General features: G+C 55.0%; 18 protein-coding genes. 4 read left to right on the forward strand and 14 right to left on the reverse strand.

Annotation, left to right across the window (positions count from 1 at the left end; genetic code table 11):
- Positions 1–71 precede the first annotated feature (71 nt).
- Positions 72–1,832, reverse strand: coding sequence for an LPS biosynthesis-modulating metalloenzyme YejM (gene yejM, locus NQ842_RS08245; RefSeq protein WP_047361080.1), 1,761 nt, complete (start codon positions 1,830–1,832; stop codon positions 72–74).
- Between the two features lie 19 nt (positions 1,833–1,851).
- A complete protein-coding gene (locus NQ842_RS08250) occupies positions 1,852–2,079 on the reverse strand; it encodes a YejL family protein (protein ID WP_001135586.1) in 228 nt (75 codons plus the stop codon).
- A gap of 134 nt (positions 2,080–2,213) precedes the next feature.
- Between NQ842_RS08250 and yejK the strand changes: the two genes are divergently transcribed.
- On the forward strand, positions 2,214–3,221 hold the full coding sequence (gene yejK / locus NQ842_RS08255; protein WP_014832722.1) for a nucleoid-associated protein YejK: 1,008 nt from the start codon (positions 2,214–2,216) through the stop codon (positions 3,219–3,221).
- A 52-nt stretch (positions 3,222–3,273) separates the two neighbouring features.
- Here yejK and rplY read toward each other — a convergent pair whose 3' ends face one another.
- The 4 genes from rplY to NQ842_RS08275 all read right to left on the reverse strand — a co-directional run bounded on the left by rplY (position 3,274) and on the right by NQ842_RS08275 (position 7,024).
- Positions 3,274–3,558 (reverse strand): 50S ribosomal protein L25, encoded by a 285-nt coding sequence (gene rplY / locus NQ842_RS08260; RefSeq protein WP_014832721.1) that lies wholly within the window; start codon positions 3,556–3,558, stop codon positions 3,274–3,276.
- A gap of 118 nt (positions 3,559–3,676) precedes the next feature.
- Entirely contained in the window at positions 3,677–4,549 is an 873-nt protein-coding gene (locus NQ842_RS08265; protein ID WP_046888300.1) for an alpha/beta fold hydrolase, read from the reverse strand.
- A gap of 52 nt (positions 4,550–4,601) precedes the next feature.
- A complete protein-coding gene (locus NQ842_RS08270; protein WP_257256713.1) occupies positions 4,602–5,195 on the reverse strand; it encodes a TetR/AcrR family transcriptional regulator in 594 nt (197 codons plus the stop codon).
- Positions 5,196–5,266: 71 nt separating this feature from the next.
- Complete coding sequence (locus NQ842_RS08275; protein WP_257256714.1) at positions 5,267–7,024, reverse strand: DEAD/DEAH box helicase; 1,758 nt, start codon at positions 7,022–7,024, stop codon at positions 5,267–5,269.
- A gap of 151 nt (positions 7,025–7,175) precedes the next feature.
- Between NQ842_RS08275 and rsuA the strand changes: the two genes are divergently transcribed.
- From rsuA to NQ842_RS08290, 3 genes are all read left to right on the forward strand, one after another.
- Complete coding sequence (gene rsuA, locus NQ842_RS08280; RefSeq protein WP_196372633.1) at positions 7,176–7,883, forward strand: 16S rRNA pseudouridine(516) synthase RsuA; 708 nt, start codon at positions 7,176–7,178, stop codon at positions 7,881–7,883.
- A gap of 15 nt (positions 7,884–7,898) precedes the next feature.
- A complete protein-coding gene (locus NQ842_RS08285) occupies positions 7,899–9,095 on the forward strand; it encodes a Bcr/CflA family multidrug efflux MFS transporter (protein WP_046888303.1) in 1,197 nt (398 codons plus the stop codon).
- 278 nt (positions 9,096–9,373) lie between these two features.
- The gene (locus NQ842_RS08290; RefSeq protein WP_014832715.1) at positions 9,374–9,718 is read left to right on the forward strand and encodes a YejG family protein; all 345 of its coding nucleotides are present in this window, start codon (positions 9,374–9,376) and stop codon (positions 9,716–9,718) included.
- Positions 9,719–9,721: 3 nt separating this feature from the next.
- Here the strand turns inward: NQ842_RS08290 and yejF are convergent, their stop codons facing one another.
- From yejF to NQ842_RS08330, 8 genes are all read right to left on the reverse strand, one after another.
- Positions 9,722–11,311, reverse strand: a complete 1,590-nt coding sequence (gene yejF / locus NQ842_RS08295; RefSeq protein WP_196372632.1) for a microcin C ABC transporter ATP-binding protein YejF — start codon at positions 11,309–11,311, stop codon at positions 9,722–9,724.
- Position 11,312: 1 nt separating this feature from the next.
- Complete coding sequence (locus tag NQ842_RS08300) at positions 11,313–12,338, reverse strand: ABC transporter permease (RefSeq protein WP_248059872.1); 1,026 nt, start codon at positions 12,336–12,338, stop codon at positions 11,313–11,315.
- Complete coding sequence (locus NQ842_RS08305; protein ID WP_014832712.1) at positions 12,338–13,432, reverse strand: microcin C ABC transporter permease YejB; 1,095 nt, start codon at positions 13,430–13,432, stop codon at positions 12,338–12,340. Before NQ842_RS08305 ends, NQ842_RS08300 begins: the two co-directional genes overlap by 1 nt.
- 9 nt (positions 13,433–13,441) lie before the next feature.
- The gene (locus NQ842_RS08310; RefSeq protein ID WP_257256715.1) at positions 13,442–15,247 is read right to left on the reverse strand and encodes an extracellular solute-binding protein; all 1,806 of its coding nucleotides are present in this window, start codon (positions 15,245–15,247) and stop codon (positions 13,442–13,444) included.
- 74 nt (positions 15,248–15,321) lie between these two features.
- Positions 15,322–16,878, reverse strand: a complete 1,557-nt coding sequence (locus tag NQ842_RS08315) for a cyclic di-GMP phosphodiesterase (RefSeq protein ID WP_182381259.1) — start codon at positions 16,876–16,878, stop codon at positions 15,322–15,324.
- A 128-nt stretch (positions 16,879–17,006) separates the two neighbouring features.
- On the reverse strand, positions 17,007–17,576 hold the full coding sequence (gene mepS / locus NQ842_RS08320) for a bifunctional murein DD-endopeptidase/murein LD-carboxypeptidase (RefSeq protein ID WP_014170930.1): 570 nt from the start codon (positions 17,574–17,576) through the stop codon (positions 17,007–17,009).
- A gap of 416 nt (positions 17,577–17,992) precedes the next feature.
- The gene (locus tag NQ842_RS08325) at positions 17,993–18,706 is read right to left on the reverse strand and encodes a phosphatase PAP2 family protein (RefSeq protein ID WP_139795439.1); all 714 of its coding nucleotides are present in this window, start codon (positions 18,704–18,706) and stop codon (positions 17,993–17,995) included.
- A 33-nt stretch (positions 18,707–18,739) separates the two neighbouring features.
- Positions 18,740–19,726 (reverse strand): GTP-binding protein, encoded by a 987-nt coding sequence (locus NQ842_RS08330; RefSeq protein WP_014832708.1) that lies wholly within the window; start codon positions 19,724–19,726, stop codon positions 18,740–18,742.
- Positions 19,727–19,820 lie beyond the last annotated feature (94 nt).

Below are 19,820 nucleotides of genomic sequence, written 5' to 3' on the forward strand. Positions count from 1 at the left end.
ACGCATGCAAGAATACTACTCGATTCCGTTTTGAATGCAAGGGAATCTGTCGCTAACTGGTTTATAATTAATCAGTTAGCGATAAACCGTTTCTCATCCGTCAGAACCTGAAGCAGCAGGCTCAACTGCGGTTTCTGGTCTTTCAACCGCTCACCCTGCAGGTTATACGTCTGATAATTTCCGTTGCTGTTCAATACCAGCGTCAGCATTGGCGTGGTCACTGCAAGCGTATCATTACCCGCTGCCGTCACCCAGTTGTGGCGGCGTGTCGCGCTGAAGAGATCCTGCCCTTGCGAATACTCATTTGCAGGCGTACTAACGTGTAGCAGCCGTTGCATCAGGGTGGTCATCACATCTTTATGTTCGGTGAGCATGTTAATGCGTTGGGCGGGGGTGCCCGGCCAGTGGATCACCAGCGGAACATGCAGATTCGGTCGCGACCAGCTCATATTCTTCTCTTCGTCACCCAGCGGTACGCCATGGGCTGCCGTCACGATCACCACGGTGTTTTCGAGCTTGCCGGATTCGCGTAAGGCATCAAGCACGCGGCTAATCTGGTCATCAACATTGCCTGCTGCACGGCTGTAGCGGCGCGCAAAGCCTTTCTGATTGCTGTCATCGAGCGTGGTGCCATTAAAGGCAACCCAGGAGAACCAGCGGTTATCTTCCTGGGCATAACGCTGCAGCCAGTTTATCCACTGACTGGCGGTCTGCTCGTCCGACTGACTTTCTGCGGCGGGCAATGAGAAATCAGACAACAGCGCCTGCCGATAAAGGGGGCTGTTAAAGCCGTCTGAGGAGAACAGCCCTAACTGATAACCCTGCTGATTGAGCCCGGTGATGAGCGCTGCAGGAATGCGCGCAGAAAGTACGCCGTCCATGTAGGCGGCTGAAATCCCATAGAACAGGCCAAAAATGCCCGTATCGGCGGTGTTGCCGGAACTCATATGCTGGGTGAACGTCACGTTCTTACTGGCGAAATCGGCCAGCGCAGGCATCTGCTTCTCGTAACGGGAATAGTTCAGACCATCGACGGTGATCAGCAGAACGTTTTGCCCGCGTCCCATATCGCGATAGCGCAGTTCGCTCAGCGGATACTGCACGCTGACCGCTTCCGGATTACCTTGTTCAATCAGACGACGCTGGTACTCCTGCGCGTCCAGCAGACCGTGTTTTTCAAGGAACCGACGCGCCGTCATCGGGTAAGAGAGCGGCAGGTTTGCGCGCTGCATGGTGATTGGGCGATAGAAGTTCGCATCCGCCCAGATATACATAATGTGCGAACTGATAAAGGAGACGAAAAAGATCGCGGCCACCGGTTTCGCGTAATGGCGTCGCCGGGTCAGGCTGCGCAGTTTTTGCCAGCTCCACGTGGCAAACAGCATCTCTATCAGAAGGATCACCGGGACGCTGATGAACATCAGCTGCCAGTCACGGGCCGTTTCGTTCTGATCGGGGTTAATCACCAGCTCCCAGACAATGGGATTGAGATGCAGGTGGAAGCGGGTGAACACTTCACTGTCGATAAGCAGCAGCGTCATCCCTGCCGTTGCAAGGATGGCGGATAAAAATCGCATCAGACGCTGCGACATGACGATAAACGTCAGCGGGAAGAGGATCAGCAGATAGGTGGCGAAAACCAAAAAGCTAAAGTGCCCTACAACGCTTATCCAGGAGTAAATACGCCCGGTTAGCGTTGTCGGCCAGTCTGCGACAAACAGATAACGACAGCCGATGACCGTCGCCAGCAGAATGTTGAACAGGGCAAACCAGTGCCCCCAGCTGACCATCTGGGAGACTTTTTCACGGTAGCGCTGACGATTCGTCACCATAAACTGTTGTTCGTTTCCCTTAATGGGCCTGGTCGTCGCTAACGGAAGACTGTAACGCCTGGGCGAAAGATTTTGCGATCGCCTGACGCTGAGCCGGAGCAACGCTGGTATTGATAAGGTTGGTGACCATATTTCCCAAAACCATCAGGGAGAGATCGGTCGGTGTTTTATGTTTTTCCAGTACGTTGACCAGCTCACTGAGCAATTGTTCAACGTGTTCATCACTGTAGCGGGAATGTTGTGGCATAAATCAAAATCAGTTTGTTGATGAAAGGGCAACATATTACCGTAGCAACAGCTTTTTTTCCCCTTTTTTATCAGTTGTTGCACACATGGACTGGTGGTGGTTGAATACCGCCCGGTCTAAAAGGAGAGTTTATCATGAGTCTGGAAATCAACCAGATTGCCTTGCACCAGCTTATCAAGCGTGATGAGCAAACCCTTGAAGTGGTGCTGCGCGATTCGTTACTGGAACCCACGGCGACCGTTGTGGAAATGATGGCGGAGTTGCACCGCGTCTACAGTGCAAAAAATAAAGCCTATGGTCTGTTCAGCGACGAGAGTGAACTGGCGGATAGCCTGCGTCTTCAGCGTCAGGGCGAAGAAGATTTCCTGGCGTTTAGCCGCGCCGCAACCGGGCGTCTGCGCGACGAGCTGGCGAAATACCCGTTTGCCGACGGCGGGATCGTTCTGTTCTGCCACTATCGCTACCTGGCGGTCGAGTATCTGCTGGTCACCGTGCTGAACAATTTAAGCAGTATGCGCGTGAACGAGCAGCTGGATATCAGCTCCACCCATTATCTGGATATCAACCATGCGGATATCGTTGCGCGTATTGATTTGACCGAGTGGGAAACCAATCCGGAGTCGACCCGCTACCTGACTTTCCTGAAAGGGCGTGTGGGGCGTAAAGTGGCCGATTTCTTTATGGACTTCCTCGGCGCCAGCGAAGGTCTCAACGCCAAAGCGCAGAACAAAGGGCTGCTGCAGGCGGTGGACGACTTCACGGCAGAAGCCCAGCTCGATAAATCTGAGCGCCAGAACGTGCGTCAGCAGGTTTACAGCTACTGCAACGAACAGCTGCAGGCGGGGGAAGAGATTGAGCTGGAGTCGCTGTCAAAAGAGCTGGCCGGCGTCAGTGAAGTCAGTTTCCAGGAATTTACTGCTGAGAAAGGGTATGAGCTGGAAGAGAGCTTCCCGGCGGATCGCAGTACGCTGCGCCAGTTAACCAAATTTGCCGGAAGCGGCGGCGGGTTAACCATCAACTTTGATGCCATGCTGCTGGGGGAACGTATCTTCTGGGATCCGGCCACCGATACGCTGACCATCAAAGGTACGCCACCCAACCTGCGCGATCAACTGCAGCGTCGCACCACTGGCGGTAAATAACCGCCATAAAAAAACCCCGCCGAAGCGGGGTTTTTTTTCGACGTGTTTGCGATTACGCGCGAACGAAGTCGATGTGAGTCAGTTTTGGCTTGAACGCGTGACGCTGAACAGCCTGAACTTTCACTTTTTCTTCTTTACCGCCAACAACGATGGTCAGAACTTCGCTGTAGAATTCAGCTTTGGTCTGCAGGTTCCACACTTTGTCGTGATCCAGTTCGATAGAAACTGGAGCAGCTTCGCCACCGTAAACGATAGCCGGGAACTTGTTAGCGGTACGCAGGCGGCGGCTCGCACCCTTACCCTGCACGTTACGTACTTCTGCTTCGATAGTGAACATTGATTTCTCTCTGTATTTAAAACCCTACTACAGGCGACCCAGCAGCAGGTGAGTGTTCTGCTTTGCGGATGCAAAAGCGGGCGGCATTATAGCCCCCAATCCACCTCAGGGCAATGAATTAATCCCCACTAAAAAAACCGCTTAGCGCGTCGGCGACCGCCTGAGGTTGCTCTTCTGGCTGAAAATGGCCGCACCGGGGAATAACGCGCCCGTCAACGTGCGCGGCAAACGCCCTCAGCGGCGAGGCCATATCAGGAATCGAACCCTGATCGGCACTGAGTGCCAGAACGGGCACGGAGAGTTTACCCCGTTCGCTAAGCGCCCGGTTTTGCGCAGCAGAGAGGGCGGCAGCGCGATAGTAAGCCAGCCCCGCGCGCAAGCCACCTTCGCGCGTAAAAATGCGCAGATACTCGTCAAGATCCGCCTCGCTGAAGGTGAGGGGATTTGCCGCTTTGCGACGCAGAAACCACTCCAGATAGCCACGCTCTTTGCCCCTGATGAGGAATTCAGGCAGATCGGCAACCACGTGAAAGGCAAAATGCCAGGTGCGCCAGGCGCGATCCGCGGTGACGGGGAGGGCATCGGGTAAGGTAATACCCGGAATGCCGGCGTCCAGCAGCGCCAGCTTTATCACCTCATCGCTGTACATCGCCGCATAAGGCCAGGCAACCCAGGCTCCCACGTCGTGACCGGTCAGATAGTAGCGATGCACGCCAAGTTGGGTCAGCAGTTCATGAACATGGCTGGCGAGGGTGTGGGTGTCATACCCCTCTGACGGACAATCGGTATCACCCTGTCCGGGTAAGTCCGGGGCGATGACATGATAACGCTCGGCCAGCAACGGGATAACATGGCGCCAGGCGTACCAGCTTTCGGGGAAACCTGCCAGCAGGACAACCGTCTGCGCGTGCTGTTCCCCGGCGGTGACGTAATGCGTGCGGATGCCATTGATGAGCATGAAATGGTGCTGCGGGGCGATGGGCGTGGTCATAGCAATCTCCGGAATAATAGGAAATGATCGTTTCCTAATTAGTTAAAAAAACTTAGCCGAGCAGGCTGAGTGCTGCGTTAACGGCGCTGTTTATCTCGTCCTCAGACAGGCCTTGTTTGCCGATCACGCGGTAACCCTGTAGCAGGGCGAAAAGATTACGCGCCGTTTGCTCCGTGGGCAGCGCGCGGGAAAGGCTACCGTCCTGCTGGCCTTCCTGAACCAGTTCGAACAACAGCTGCTCGGTACGCTGCATGGCGGCTTTGATGTACCGGGCAGTCGCCTCATCAAAAACCGCCAGCTCAGTCGCGCTGGCGACCACCAGACAGCCGCGTATGCCCTCAGGACCGTGGCTGCTCTCGGCGTAGAAGCGTAACACCGCCGCGATTTTATCTCGTCCGCAGCGTGCCGCCTCTGTACGCTGGCGCAGGGCGGCGCTGCGCGTCCGGGTGTAACGGTCGAACGCCGCGAGAAACAGGCCATTTTTGCTGCCAAAGGCTTTATACAGGCTTCCCGCCGTAAGGCCTGTCGCGTCACTCAGCTCTTTGATTGAGGTAGCATGATAGCCACGCTCGCGGAAAACGAGCAGGGCGCTGTCGATGGCGGCGTCGGTATCAAATTCACGCGGGCGACCGGGAAGACGTGACATGAGGAAGTCCTGTTGTAATGCGATAATGCATAATAGGAAACAATCGTTTCCTATTCAAGGCCTGCCTGTCATTACCGCAGTTCGTTGGCCCGTCGAAAACGACCTTCATAGTCAAACACCTTTTCTCGGACCTGCCAGTACTGGCCTTTCTTACGGGCGACCACAAAATCAGGATGGCGCAGCAGCACCTGCTGGTGAACGATGTCTGCGACGGTTATCCAGCGCAGCGGTACGCCCGGCGTGCGGGTATGCGGGCGGATAAAGAGTTGTTCGAAGGCCGTGCGCTGTGCCGGAGTGTGCACCCTGAAGCGCTCGCTGACGTCGGCGCCGTCCTCATCGTAATAGGTGATTTTCAGCCATTCGCCTTTTTCATCCGCACCCGGTTGCAGCGCCATGCCAGAGCAGCGCAGCACCAGCGCATCTTTTAACTTCAGCGCGGCCTTCAGCATGTCATCAGGGTCGACAAGAACCGTGTCACATTCGCGACAGCGGCGGGCGGCAATATCATTTTCGGCGTTGCACTGGGGGCAGTTTTTAAAGCGGAAACGGAAATCGCACTGCTCGCGATGCCCTTCATCATCTTCAAACCAGCCCTGACAGCGGCGGCCAAAATGTTCGATCAGCGTGCCGTCAGCCGTTGTTTTGCCCCAAAAGGTGTTGGCAAAACCACAGGCAGGGCAAAAGACCTGCACCGGCACGTTGTCACTTTTGCCTTTCGGCGTACCCACTTCAGGCGAGTAGAGATCGTGCGGGTTACCGGCGTAATCGAGGATCAGACAGTCGGTTTTACCGGGGGCCAGACGCAGACCACGGCCGACGATTTGCTGATACAGGCTGACCGATTCGGTCGGACGCAGAATGGCAATCAGGTCGACGTGGGGGGCATCAAACCCGGTGGTGAGCACCGAGACGTTTACCAGATAGCGAAACTGCTGCGCTTTAAACGCCTCAATCAGTCTGTCACGCTCCGGGCCTGGGGTCTCGCCGGTGATCAGCGCCGCGTCGTCAGCGGGCAGTAAGCCGGTGATTTCGCGCGCATGCTCTACGGTGGCGGCAAAGATCATCACCCCTTTTCGCGTTTCAGCGAACTCTTCAATCTGGCTGATAATATGCGGCGTGATGCGTTTCTGCTTTTTCAGCTCCTGATTCAGATCCGCTTCACTAAATAAGCCGTTGCTCTGCGCCTGTAAGCGGCTGAAATCGTACTGGACGACCGGCATATCGAGCCGTTCAGGCGGTGTCAGGTAGCCATGTTTAATCATATAGCGCAGCGGAAGTTCATAGATACAGTCGCTGAACAGCGCCTTCTCATCCCCTCGCACCATGCCGTGATAATGAAAGCGATAGATCCAGCCTTTACCCAGGCGAAACGGGGTTGCTGTCAGGCCCAGCAGGCGTAAGTGAGGGTTCACCTCTTTCAGGTGAGTGAGGATTTGCTGATACTGGCTGTCGTCGTCATCACTGATGCGATGGCACTCGTCGACAATCAGCAGCGAAAATTCGCTGCGAAACAGGTCAAGGTTGCGGGCAACAGACTGCACGCTGCCGAACACCACTTTGCCGTGGCTCTCTTTGCGCTTTAGCCCGGCGGCGAAGATATCGGCCTCCAGACCAAGCGCGCAATACTTGGCATGGTTTTGCGCAACCAGCTCTTTGACGTGCGCCAGCACCAGCACGCGGCCGCGCGCCAGGCGGGCAAGTTCGGCGATCACCAGGCTTTTGCCTGCGCCAGTCGGGAGCACAATGGCCGCTGGCTCATGGTGTTTGCGGAACCAGGCCAGGGTGGCGTCAACGGCTTCCTGCTGATAGGGACGAAGTGTAAAAGTCATGGGGTCTCTGTATCGTTATTCCGCATATAGTATGCCACGAAACTTTTTCCCTTGAGTGGCGCAACCAGACCATTATACTGAACCGTTCCTGACTGCTTCTTTTTCGGACGCATTGTCCGACTTCCAGCACCATTAAGGCTAAAAAGATTTCATGCGACTTGATAAGTTTATCGCTCAGCAACTCGGCGTAAGCCGCGCTATTGCCGGGCGCGAGATCCGCGCCAGCCGCGTTACCGTGGATGGCGACATTGTGAGAGACAGCGCGTTCAAACTGCAACCTGACCACCAGGTGGAGTATGACGGCAATCCGCTGACCCAGCAGCACGGTCCGCGCTATTTCATGCTCAATAAGCCGGAAGGCTACGTCTGTTCTACGGACGATCCGGATCACCCGACGGTGCTCTATTTCCTCGACGAACCGGTTGCCCACAAGCTGCATGCGGCTGGCCGCCTCGATATCGACACCACGGGACTGGTGCTGATGACCGATGACGGTCAGTGGTCCCACCGCATTACCTCTCCGCGTCATCACTGTGAAAAAACCTATCTGGTGACGCTGGAATCGCCGGTGGCAGATGACACGGCAGAACACTTTGCCAAAGGCGTTCAGCTGCATAATGAAAAAGACCTCACCAAACCGGCGGTGCTGGAAGTCATTACCCCGACCGAAGTCCGTCTGACCATCAGCGAAGGGCGTTACCATCAGGTGAAACGTATGTTCGCTGCGGTGGGTAACCACGTTGTGGGTCTGCATCGCGAACGCATTGGGGCAATTGAACTCGATCCCGACCTGGCGCCCGGCGAATATCGCCCGCTGACGGAAGAAGAGATCGCCAGCGTGGGGCTGCCCGCGCATTAATTTCAGGAGAACCCTGTGACCACCAGGCCACACTCGTCTTTCAAAATCGTGTTCATTCTTGGCCTGCTGGCCATGTTGATGCCGCTGTCGATTGATATGTATTTGCCTGCGCTGCCGGTGATTTCGGCGCAGTTTGGCGTACCGGCAGGCAGCGCGCAGATGACGCTCAGCACCTATATTCTCGGTTTTGCCCTCGGCCAGCTGTTTTATGGCCCGATGGCTGACAGCCTCGGGCGTAAGCCGGTTATTCTGGGCGGAACGTTGATCTTTGCAGCCGCAGCTGTGGCCTGTGCGCTGGCACAGAGTATCGATCAGCTGATCGTGATGCGTTTCTTCCACGGTCTTGCGGCGGCCGCGGCAAGCGTGGTGATTAACGCCCTGATGCGTGACATCTACCCGAAAGAAGAGTTCTCCCGCATGATGTCATTCGTCATGCTGGTCACCACCATTGCGCCGCTGGTGGCACCGATGGCCGGTGGTGCGGTGCTGGTATGGTTCAGCTGGCATGCCATTTTCTGGATACTGGCGCTTGCCGCACTGCTGGCCTCGGCGATGATTTTCTTCTTTATTGATGAAACGCTGGCCGTCGAGCGCCGCCAGAAATTCCACATCCGTACCACGATGGGGAATTTTGCCTCGCTGTTTCGCCACAAACGGGTGCTGAGCTACATGCTGGCAAGCGGCTTCAGCTTTGCCGGGATGTTCTCCTTCCTGAGTGCCGGGCCGTTTGTCTATATTGAGCTGAACCACGTTTCACCGCAGCACTTTGGGTATTACTTTGCGCTGAACATTGTGTTCCTGTTCATCATGACCATCATTAACAGCCGCTTTGTTCGCCGGATTGGGGCATTGAACATGTTCCGTGCCGGGCTGTGGATCCAGTTTGTGATAGCTATCTGGCTGGTGGTCAGCGCGTTTCTCGGCGTGGGCTTCTGGGCGCTGGTGGTGGGGGTTGCTGTCTTTGTTGGCTGTGTCTCGATGATCTCCTCCAACGCGATGGCGGTCATCCTCGACGAGTTCCCGCATATGGCAGGCACCGCGTCATCACTGGCGGGGACATTCCGCTTCGGGATAGGTGCGGTGGTGGGGGCGCTACTTTCAATGGCGACCTTTAACACGGCCTGGCCAATGCTGTGGGCGATGGCGTTCTGCGCCACCAGCTCTATTCTCTTCTGTCTTTACGCCAGCCGACCACGCAAAGCCCCGCATTAATCTGCACATCAGGCCCGATACGGGCCTTTTTGTTGACCCATATCAACCAAACCTGCGTTCGTTTACCCCTTGTTTGTTTCTTTTATGTAAAATCTATTTATGTAAAAAGTCACATCATTGTATTTAAAAAGGTTGAGTTAGATCGCAGAAACGGGTACATATAGCGCCGACGCGAGCCTGAATACCTATAAAAAAGCGCTGAATAGTGCAGGTTGGCGATGATGTGTTACTATAAATGTAAATAAATTGTGAAGTAAATTTGCTTCCGGGGATCGAACGTGAATACATTACAACTCTCCATAGTCCATCGCTTGCCCCAGAGCTATCGCTGGTCGGCGGGTTTTGCAGGTTCGAAAGTTGAACCGATTCCGCAAAACGTTGCAGGTTGCGAGAATTGTCTGGTCGCGCTCAAACTGCTTAGCCCGAGCGATGAAAACGCATGGCCGGTCATGGAGCGCTTAAGCCAGGCGCTGACGGATATCGAAGTGGACAGCTCCGTGCTGGAGTGTGAAGGCGAGCCGTGTCTGTTTGTAAAAAGTCAGGATGAATTTGCCGCGACCTGCCGCCTGAAAAACTTTGGCGTTGCCATAGCTGAGCCTTTCTCGGGCCAGTATCCCTTCTGAGCGCTAGTCTGCCGATAACAGCTGGCGCGTGTAGCTCTGCGTCGGTGCAGTAAATACGCGCTGGCACTCACCTTGCTCGACCACCTCTCCCTGCCGCAACACGATCACCTGATGACATAGCGCCCGCACCACCTGTAGATCGTGGCTGATAAAGATATAGGCCAGCCGGTGCTTTTCCTGTAACCCTTTTAACAGGGTCAGGATCTGTGCCTGCACGGTTCTGTCCAGCGAGGATGTCGGTTCATCCAGGATAATCAGCTCCGGTTTAAGGATCAGTGCGCGGGCAATGGCGATGCGCTGGCGCTGTCCGCCAGAAAATTCAGCCGGGTAGCGATGCCGGGTTTCGGGATCTAACCCCACCTCCGCCATCACCCGCGTGACCTCGTTTTCACGTTGCAGAGCCGTCAGGGCAGGCTGATGGACGCGTAACCCTTCCTCGATGATCTGCAAAATACTCAGCCTTGGATTGAGCGAAGAATTGGGATCCTGAAACACCACCTGCATGCGGGGACGTACCGGCAGCATCTGCCGACGGTTCCAGCGGTGCAGCGGCATGCCGTCAAACAGGATCTCGCCCTGCGAGGCGATCAAACGCAGCAGTGCCAGGCCGGTGGTGCTTTTGCCCGAGCCCGACTCGCCCACCAGGCCCAGCGACTCGCCCGGGCGCAGTGCAAAACGGATGTTTTTCAGCACGGCGTTCTGGTCGACCACGCGGCGCAGAATACCTTTGCGGATGGGAAAGGAGACAGACAGCCCCTCGACGTTGAGCAATGGCGCGCTGTCACCCTGAAGAGGCACCGGATCGCCAGAGGGTTCGCTGTCGAGCAGCCGCCGGGTATACGGGTGCTGAGGCGCGTTCAGCAGTGAGGCGGCGGTGTTCTGCTCAACACAGCGTCCGTTTTGCATCACGGCGACGCTGTCGGCCAGCTTTTTCACAATGCTCAGGTTATGGGTGATAAACAGCAGACTCATGTTCAGCTCGCTACGTAGCTCCCGCAGCAGCTGCAGAATCTGTGCCTGCACCGTGACGTCCAGCGCGGTGGTGGGCTCATCGGCAATCAACAGTTCCGGGCGCGTCAGCAGCGCCATGGCAATCATCACCCGTTGGCGCTCACCGCCGGAAAGCTGATGCGGAAAATCGCTCAGCCGTTTTGCCGCGTTGCGGATGCCGGTTCTGTCGAGGCAGTCGAGGATTTCCCCGCGTGCGGCCTCTTTGCGCATGCCACGGTGAAGGGACAGCACTTCGTAAAGCTGTTTTTCCAGGGTATGCAGCGGGTTGAGTGAGACCATCGGCTCCTGAAAAATCATCGCAATTTTATTGCCGCGGACGCCCCGTAGGGTCTGTTCGTCGGCGTGCAGCAGCGAGCTGCCGTGAAACAGAATATCCCCTTGCGGGTAGCTCACCGGCGGAGAGGGGAGCAGGCGCAGAATGGAGAGTGCCGAGACGCTCTTGCCGGAGCCGGATTCCCCCACCAGCGCCAGCGTTTCGCCACGCTGGATCTGCAGCGACAGATCGCTGACCACGGTGCGCGTCTCACCCTGTTTCGAAAAGGCAATCGACAGATTATCGATACTGAGAAGGGGCTGCGTCATGTTACACCGCCTTGTTGGGATCGAAGGCGTCGCGCACGGCTTCGCCAATAAAAATCAGCAGCGAAAGCAGTACCGCCACGGAAAGAAAGGCTGTAATGCCCAGCCACGGCGCCTGCAGGTTGTTTTTGCCCTGTAGCAACAGCTCGCCGAGCGACGGGGAGCCGAGCGGTAGTCCGAAGCCCAGAAAATCGAGCGAGGTGAGGGTGGTGATGGAGCTGCACAAAATAAACGGCAGGAAGGTCAGTGTCGCTACCACGGCGTTCGGCAGCATATGGCGGAAGATGATCCCACGGTCGCTCACACCCAGTGCCTGCGCGGCACGAATATAATCAAAATTACGGGTGCGCAGAAATTCTGCACGCACGACGCCCACCAGCGCCATCCAGCCAAACAACACGGTGATCCCCAGCAGCCACCAGAAGTTTGGCTGCACCACGCTTGAAAGCAGGATGATCAGAAACAGCGTTGGCATACCTGACCACACCTCAATCACGCGCTGACCCCAGAGGTCAATTTTACCGCCATAGTAGCCCTGTACGGCTCCTGCCACCACGCCCATCACGCTGGAGAAGAGCGTCAGCATCAGCCCAAAGAGGATCGAGATTCGGGTACCGTAGAGGATGCGCGCCAGCACGTCGCCACCGTTGGCATCCGTCCCCAGCCAGTTTTGCGTGGACGGGGGAGAAGGGAAGGGGGTCATGGTGGCGAAATTGATACTGTTGGCGCCAAAACGAATCGGGGCCCACAGCGCCCAGCCGTGTTGATCAATCTGCTGGCGCAGCCACGGATCCTGATACTCCGCCGGTGTTGCAAACGGGCCGCCAAAGTCACTTTCACTGTAGTTATTAAGCACGGGCACATACCAGCGGTCGTTAAAATGCACCAGCAGGGGTTTATCGTTGGCAATCAGCTCTGAGCACAGGCTTAACACAAACAGGACGGCAAAGATCCACAGCGACCAGTAGCCACGACGGTTGTGGCGAAAACGGGCCCAGCGGGCCTGATTGACGGGGCTTAAACGCGGCATCATCGGCCCTCAAAATCGATTCGGGGATCGACCAGCGTATAGCTGATATCACTGACGATATTCAGCAGCAGGCCAATCAGAGTGAAAATGTAGAGTGTGCCAAACATCACCGGGTAATCACGCGACACGGTGGCTTCATAGCCCAACAGCCCCAGACCGTTAAGCGAGAACATCACCTCAATGAGCAGCGAGCCGGTAAAAAACATACTGATGAACGTGGCAGGAAATCCGGCAATCACCAGCAGCATGGCGTTGCGGAACACGTGCTTCCACATGATCTGTTTTTCACCCACGCCCTTCGCGCGGGCGGTGACGACATACTGCTTGCGGATCTCATCAAGAAAGGCGTTTTTGGTCAGCATGGTCAGGGCGGCAAATCCGCCAATCACCGTTGCCAGCACCGGCAGCGTGATATGCCAGAGATAGTCGGTGATTTTCTGATACCACGGCAGGGTGCTGAAATCGGCGGATACCAGCCCCCGCAGCGGGAAGAGATCGAAATAGCTGCCGCCGGCAAAAAAGACAATCAGCAGCACAGCGAACAGAAACGCCGGAATGGCATAGCCGATGATAATGAACGTACTGCTCCAGATATCAAAGCGGCTGCCGTTGTAGACCGCTTTACGGATCCCAAGCGGTATAGAGACCAGGTAGATAATCAGCGTTCCCCACAGTCCCAGGGTGATCGACACCGGCAGGCTTTGTTTGATCAGGGTTAAGACCGAGGCACTGCGGAACAGACTATCGCCAAAATCAAACCGGACATAATCCCACAGCATTTTGAAATAGCGCTCGTGAATCGGTTTATCAAAGCCATAGCGATGGGTGATCTCGGCAATCACCTCCGGATCCAGCCCACGGCCGCCGCGATAATGGCTTTCGCTGATATTCCCCACGCCCGTTCTGGCGTGGCTTGCGCCCATTCCTTCTCCGCCACCGCCGGGCATCCCGCCGCTGGTGCCAAATTCAATGGCCGCAATCGCCTGATCGACCGGGCCGCCAGGCGCGATTTGCACAATAAAGAAGTTAATGGTGATGATGGCCCACAGGGTTGGGATGATCAGCAGGAGACGGCGGATTAGATACGCACCCATGATGATTCCTTATCGCCGCTCAGCAGGGAGTCTGGCGGCTTTGTTAACGTCATACCACCAGGTATCAAAGCCCAGCGAATAGATCGGGCGCACGGCAGGCAGCGAAAACTTGTCCCAGCGGGCAAGACGATCTTCACCCATATACCACATGGGCAGCATGTAGTAGTTCCAGGTGAGCACTCTGTCGAGGGCGCGTCCTGATGGCAGGAGCTTCTGTTTATCGCCCTGTGCCGCCACGATCTTTGCAATTAGCGCGTCAACGACCGGGCTTTTTACCCCCGGCGCATTGTACGAGGAGTCGATGTAACTGGACGCCCAGGAGATCTGCAGGTCGGAGCTGGGCCAGGGCTGCGCGGGCCACAGGCTCTGCATCATATCGTAATCCCGGCTGCGTTTGCGGTTGGTGAGCTGGGCAATATCCACCTGGCGTATGTTCATTGTGATCCCCAGTCGGGCCAGGTTGTGCTTAAACGGTAAAACCCATTGATCGTTTGCCCCTGACGCGATCAGGAGCTCGAAGCTCAACGGTTTTCCCGTTTGAGCATTGACCCGTTTTTGATTTTTCAGGACCCAACCGGCCTCATCCAGCAGTTTGCTGGCTTTCAGCAAATTGTCACGATCAAAGCCGTTGCCATCGGAGGTGGGGGGATCAAACACGGAGGTAAAAACTTCCGGCGGCAATTGTGCTTTGAAGGGGGCCAGCAGCGTCAACTCGTCGGCATTGGGGTAAGCGCGCGCCGCGTATTCGGTATTCTGAAAATAGCTTTTAGCGCGGCTGTAGGCACCATAGAACAGCGCCTTGTTCATCCACTCAAAGTCAAAGGCCAGGGTAATGGCCTGACGTACCCGGCGGTCGTTAAACACCGGACGCTGAATATTGAACGCCAGCCAGCGCGTGTCCTGGGCAGAGCTATTTTTGTGCTCGTCCTTGACGATATAGCCGTTGGCGAAGTTTTTGCCAATATAGCGCGTGGCCCAGTTTTTGGCGCTGCTCTCCAGGCGTAAATCGAAAGCTCCGGCCTTAAAGGCCTCAAAAGCCACGTTATCGTCCAGGTAGTAATCATAGCGAAGGGTGTCGAAGTTCCAGCGCCCCCGGTTTACCGGCAGGCTGGCGGCCCAGTAGTCTTTTACACGGGAGTAGACCACATACTGCCCCATGCGCCAGTCGGTGATGCGGTACGGGCCTCCTGCCAGCGGCGGAGTGGAGAGCGGGTCGCTCAATTTATGGGATTTCCAGAACGATTCAGGCATCACGGGCAGGGAGAACAGGCTCAGCATATTCTCTTTATTTGGCTCGCTGAGTTCAATGCGCACCGTGAGCGGTGCGATGGCCCGGACCGACGCGCCTTTGTAGACAATGCGGAACTGGGGAACGCCTTCGGTCATGAATTTATGAAACGTAAAGGCGACATCGCTTGCCCTGACCGGCGTGCCGTCATGAAAACGTGCCCGCGGGTTAAGTGAAATTTCTGCCCAGGCAAAATTATCCGCATACCGCACGTTTTCGGCGATCAGCGGGTAGTAACTGCCGGGCTCATCATCAGAGGTGACAAACAGGGTATCGTAGAGAGATTCGGTGCGCGCCGCGGCCACACCGCGCAGGGCAAAGCGGTTAAAGTTATCGAACGTGCCCGTGGCGGAGAGCGTTACATTCCCGCCTTTCGGCGCAGCAGGGTTAACGTAATCATAATGGGTGAAATTCACCGCGTATTTCGGTTCACCAATCACGGCAAACGCAACGTCTTCTTTGATGGTTTGCGCCTGGCTGGACAGGGGCGTCAGTGCCAACAGCAACAGTATGAAGCGCATAAACATCTCGCGGCGGCTCCCTCTTTAACAGACCGGCTCAGTTAAGCTGAATAATAAGTGACGTCACGGGCAATGTGAAATTATTCGCCAGCGGGCGACAGATCAGGCCGCCACTCACGGAACTGCGCCAGCGGCATCGGACGGCTAATCCAGTACCCCTGCAGGAAGTTAACGCCATGTTCGCGCAACCAGGCTGCCTGTTCCGGTGTCTCCACGCCTTCCGCGACGGTGGACATATTGAGCCGTCTGGCCAGCATCAGCACGGCATCAAGCACCGGGGAGGTGACGGTTTCTGTCCCAATGGCGTTAACGAAACCCCGGTCAATTTTGATGTAGTCCATGGTGAAGTGCTCAAGATAGATCAGCGCGCTGTGGCCGGTACCGAAATCATCAATCGCTATCTCAAACCCTTCGTTGTGCAGCCATTCGAACAGGTTGTTGGCTTCACGGTGATTGAGCATGTCACGCTCGGTAATTTCCAGCACCAGTTGGAAGTGATCCGGCGGGAGTAAATCTTTAAACGTGCGCATATCATCTTTGAAACTGTCTGCATGCAGATGCCCCGGCGCGATGTTGATACCGAGTTTCGCACCAGGCGGTAACTGTGTCTGTAATACCGGCGCATCGTGAATGATAAGGTCAAACAGATGCAGCGTGAGCGGAACAATCAGCTTCTGGGCTTCAGCAAAATTGATAAAGGCATCAGGAGGTATCTCACCCATGGTAGGGTGCTTCCAGCGCATCAGGACCTCAACCCCCCGCATTTTAAGATCTTTTGCATCCACCACGGGCTGATAGACCACATAAAACTGGCCGCGCTTAATGGCGCTGAGGATCTCTTTGCCGGGATTAACGCGGATGGTGAGGATATAGAAATTAAGCGATCCTGCCGCAATACCGCACACCAGCCCGAAGAACAGGGCGAAGAGGATTTCGTCGCTCGTCCACTTTTCGGCGTACAGATTGACGGTCAACGGCACTGCTTTAAGCGTGGCGGTACGCTCGGGCACTTCATGTAAATCTTTCGCCCTGACCAGGGTGCTGGACATTGTAGACAGCGCCATGTCGCCGATGATGATGGCAATCCCTGCGAAGTCATCCTGACGCGCGGTATAAAGCAGATAGGGGGTCAGATTGAGATTAACTGACGTAAATACCCCGCCGTCTTTAACCAGAGGGTTTCGGTACCAGATGGCAATGGCGGGTTTATTCGGCAGCATAGGGGTGCCTGGCAGTAACGCCATATCAATCTGCTTGTTGATGTGCAGCTCGGGTATAAGTTCTTCCATCGGGCTATTCATCGGCCCGGTGGCCGACGAGCAGAAGGCTATTTTGTCCCTGACCAGTAAGAACGCACGCACATTGAGACTGAAGGCCGCGCGCGACGTCAGCTCGGCATTCACGTCATGGCAGCTGTTTAGCGTGAGGGGCTGGAGGACATCGATAGAGGTTTTCAACTCATCGAAATAGCTCTCCATATAGAGACTCACATCGGTAATCAGGGTGTCGAACCGCACTTCCCGCTTGTGGTAACTCCAGAAAAATTGCAGGGATCCGAGAAGCAGGGCAATGACCAGACCCGTAATAACGCTGAGGAGAAGTATTTTGCGATTACTGGAAAAGTAGCGGGTGAACATAGACGTCGTGATTCCTGAATTGCCGCTGGATGTATTCAGTGTAACGGGCAAAAAAAAACACCGCCGAAGCAGTGTCTTTTTTTCATCATATCGCCAGCCAAGGGATAACCCGCGATACAATCATCATATTAACTGCGGGTCAGTACGCGACGCGCTTCGTTGTAGCGCTTCTTCCAGTATGGCTCGTTCATGCTGGAAATGGTCACACCGCTGCTGGTGGAGGCATGCACAAACTGGTCATTACCAATATAGATGCCCACATGTCGACCCGTAGAACCGGCACGGAACAGAACTAAATCACCGGTGCGCAGTTTTGTACGTGAAATCGACTTGCCCATCTCCTGCTGTTCATAGGTTGAACGCGGAAGATCTAACCCAAACTGCTCACGGAAAGTACGCTGTACAAAACCGGAACAATCGATACCTTTTTTGGTGCTGCCGCCCAGACGATAACGCACGCCTTTCCAGTCAGCATACTGGTCCATAATACGGGACTTCACGTCCAGATTACGCACCATATTTTCAAATTCATCCTGAGAGGCTTGCAGTGACGAGGAATCTTCCATTCCCACAACACGCGTCTCAGGATGCATATTCTTTGCGGTGTTCGATGTACTACATGCAGACAGCAGTACCGCGACTGCTATCGCCGGGATCCCCCGTAAGATGTATCTCAAAATCGGTTGAGATTTGACCATTTTGTTTATTTTCCCTTGAAGTCCTTAACGACAAATATCGTTATAAAAATGCCAAACGTGACGAGACTAATTATCTGTTCACAATGAGACAATTCTTTCTGGTCACATTTGTGGCGCAGCGCACAAATTTATTCACCAAGGAAATAATTATCTCTATGGGGCAAAACGAGTTCGAGATTAACCGATTGCCAGGGCTATTGCGAGTAAAAAAAGCCTTTTTTTTATAAGAAATTGTGATACAGAAAGTAAAAATCCGTCATTGCTTAAAATGCAGTCAGATCCGACGCTTAATCACGCAATTGCTTCATTTTTATCATGAAGCTGATGACAGGAATATGACAGGGTGAAACGATCGTGGGCGGGAGATCTATCAGGGATCGCGATGATCCCTGATAGCGAGCGTTAATTTAGGTTAGTTATTTGTTTAATACTTGTTGCGTTTTACCGGGGAGATAGCGATCAAACAACGCTATTATTCGGTCGCTCAGTGGCGTCATCAGACACCAGGGCAACGCAATCAGCGCAACGGAGAGCGAACCCACGGCAATATCGGTGAACCAGTGTGCGCCAATCATTACGCGAGGGAAGGCGAAAACCACAAAAATAATCAGGGCTATTGCGAACGCTTTTCTGCCGAAATAGCGCAACATGACTGCGCAAAAAATAAGCAACATCATGCCGTGATCGCCAGGGAAACTGGCCTTTGAGGCATCTTTCGTCGGAATATGCAGCAATTCGCTGACGCGATAAATATCGGTAAAGAAGAGCGTTGGGCTTGAGCGCTTCACCGGAATAATTGCCGTAGCCAGCTGGTTAATGGCTACAGCAAGCAGCAGCATCATCAGACCAATAATCATAATGCGGCGACGCCCGGTTTTGTCCTCTTTCAGCCAGAAAGAGAGCATCAGGCAGCCCATCGCCACCAGCGAACAGCCGTCAAACGCGCGGTTATTGGTAATCGCCACCAGCCACAGGAAGGCATCACTCTTCACCAGAGCCTGGTTAAAGAAATGGAAGATGGCAGAATCCAGCGGAAACCAGAAACCGTGATCCACCGGGATATACCAGGAGAAAAAGAGCGCCAGTCCGGCGACATTGAGCAGCAAAATCAGGGGAATTCGAGTTGTCATAACATTCAGCATACAGGGAAATCAGGGGCAACGTTAGCCGCCCGAACTTAAACGAAGCTTCAACAGGCTGGACTGCAGGGCATTCCAGTCGGCGTTAACCGCACTAATTAACTCTATTCGGCTATCCGGGGGCGCAACATTCTGCGTTTCAATAAAGAAATCTTCACCCTGACGGTTGATACGCACCAGGCCGTCGGGGGTGCGCATAATCCCCTTAACGCGATCGACCGGCGCCAGTCTTGCCCACTCCAGTACGCCTATGGTGTCGAAAACGGTATCCGCATCGAAGATCCACCCACAGGCCTGATAGCCCTGACCGCTGTTCAGATTACGCCGCCAGCGCTGGTGTTCAGGCAGACTCAACGCTGCCAGACCCTGCTTTGCGGGATGACTATGCGCATGCTCCGCACTGGCTGGCAGCTCAGTGAGGTTCAGACGAGGAAGGTCGAGCAGGGCGACATCCATCTTCCCCTGAGTGGTTTGCACCCGCTGACGGTTGCCCCCGAAATGTTGCCACCAGGCATCGAATGCCGCCTGGCTTTCAGCCGTAGCCCGATCTTCTTTATTTGCGACGATAATATCTGCGCAGGCGAGCTGATCGCGGAAGTTGTCGTTGGCCACCGCTTTTTCATCCAGCAGCTGTCGCGGGTCGAGCAGGCAAAGCGTGGCGCGTAAGTCTATCCACGGCTCGTAAACCGGTGCGGTGAGTAAATCAAGAATTTGCTTCGGGTGGCCAAGCCCTGTCGGTTCAATCAGCAGGCGGTCGGGTTTACCCTGACGCAGCAGCGTGTTCAGCCCCACCTGCATGGGCAGGCCATTCACACAGCACATGCATCCGCCCGGGATCTCTTTGATCATGGCACCGCTGTCAGACAGTAACGCGCCGTCAATACCGACTTCGCCGAATTCATTGACCAGCACGGCCCATTTTTCTGCCGGATCTTTATTGGCCAGCAAGTGGAGAATCGAGGTGGTTTTCCCGCTACCGAGAAAACCGGTAATAAGGTTGGTCCTGGTCACGTGCGCTCCGGTAGATAATTGTGATGATGTAACAATTATCTCTCATCCTGACGAAAAAAGGGCGCAATGAGAAGAGGAAGGGCAAACGGAGCGC

This window comes from Enterobacter cloacae complex sp. R_G8 (genome assembly GCF_024599795.1).
In the GTDB taxonomy this organism is placed as follows: Bacteria; Pseudomonadota; Gammaproteobacteria; order Enterobacterales; family Enterobacteriaceae; genus Enterobacter; species Enterobacter dissolvens.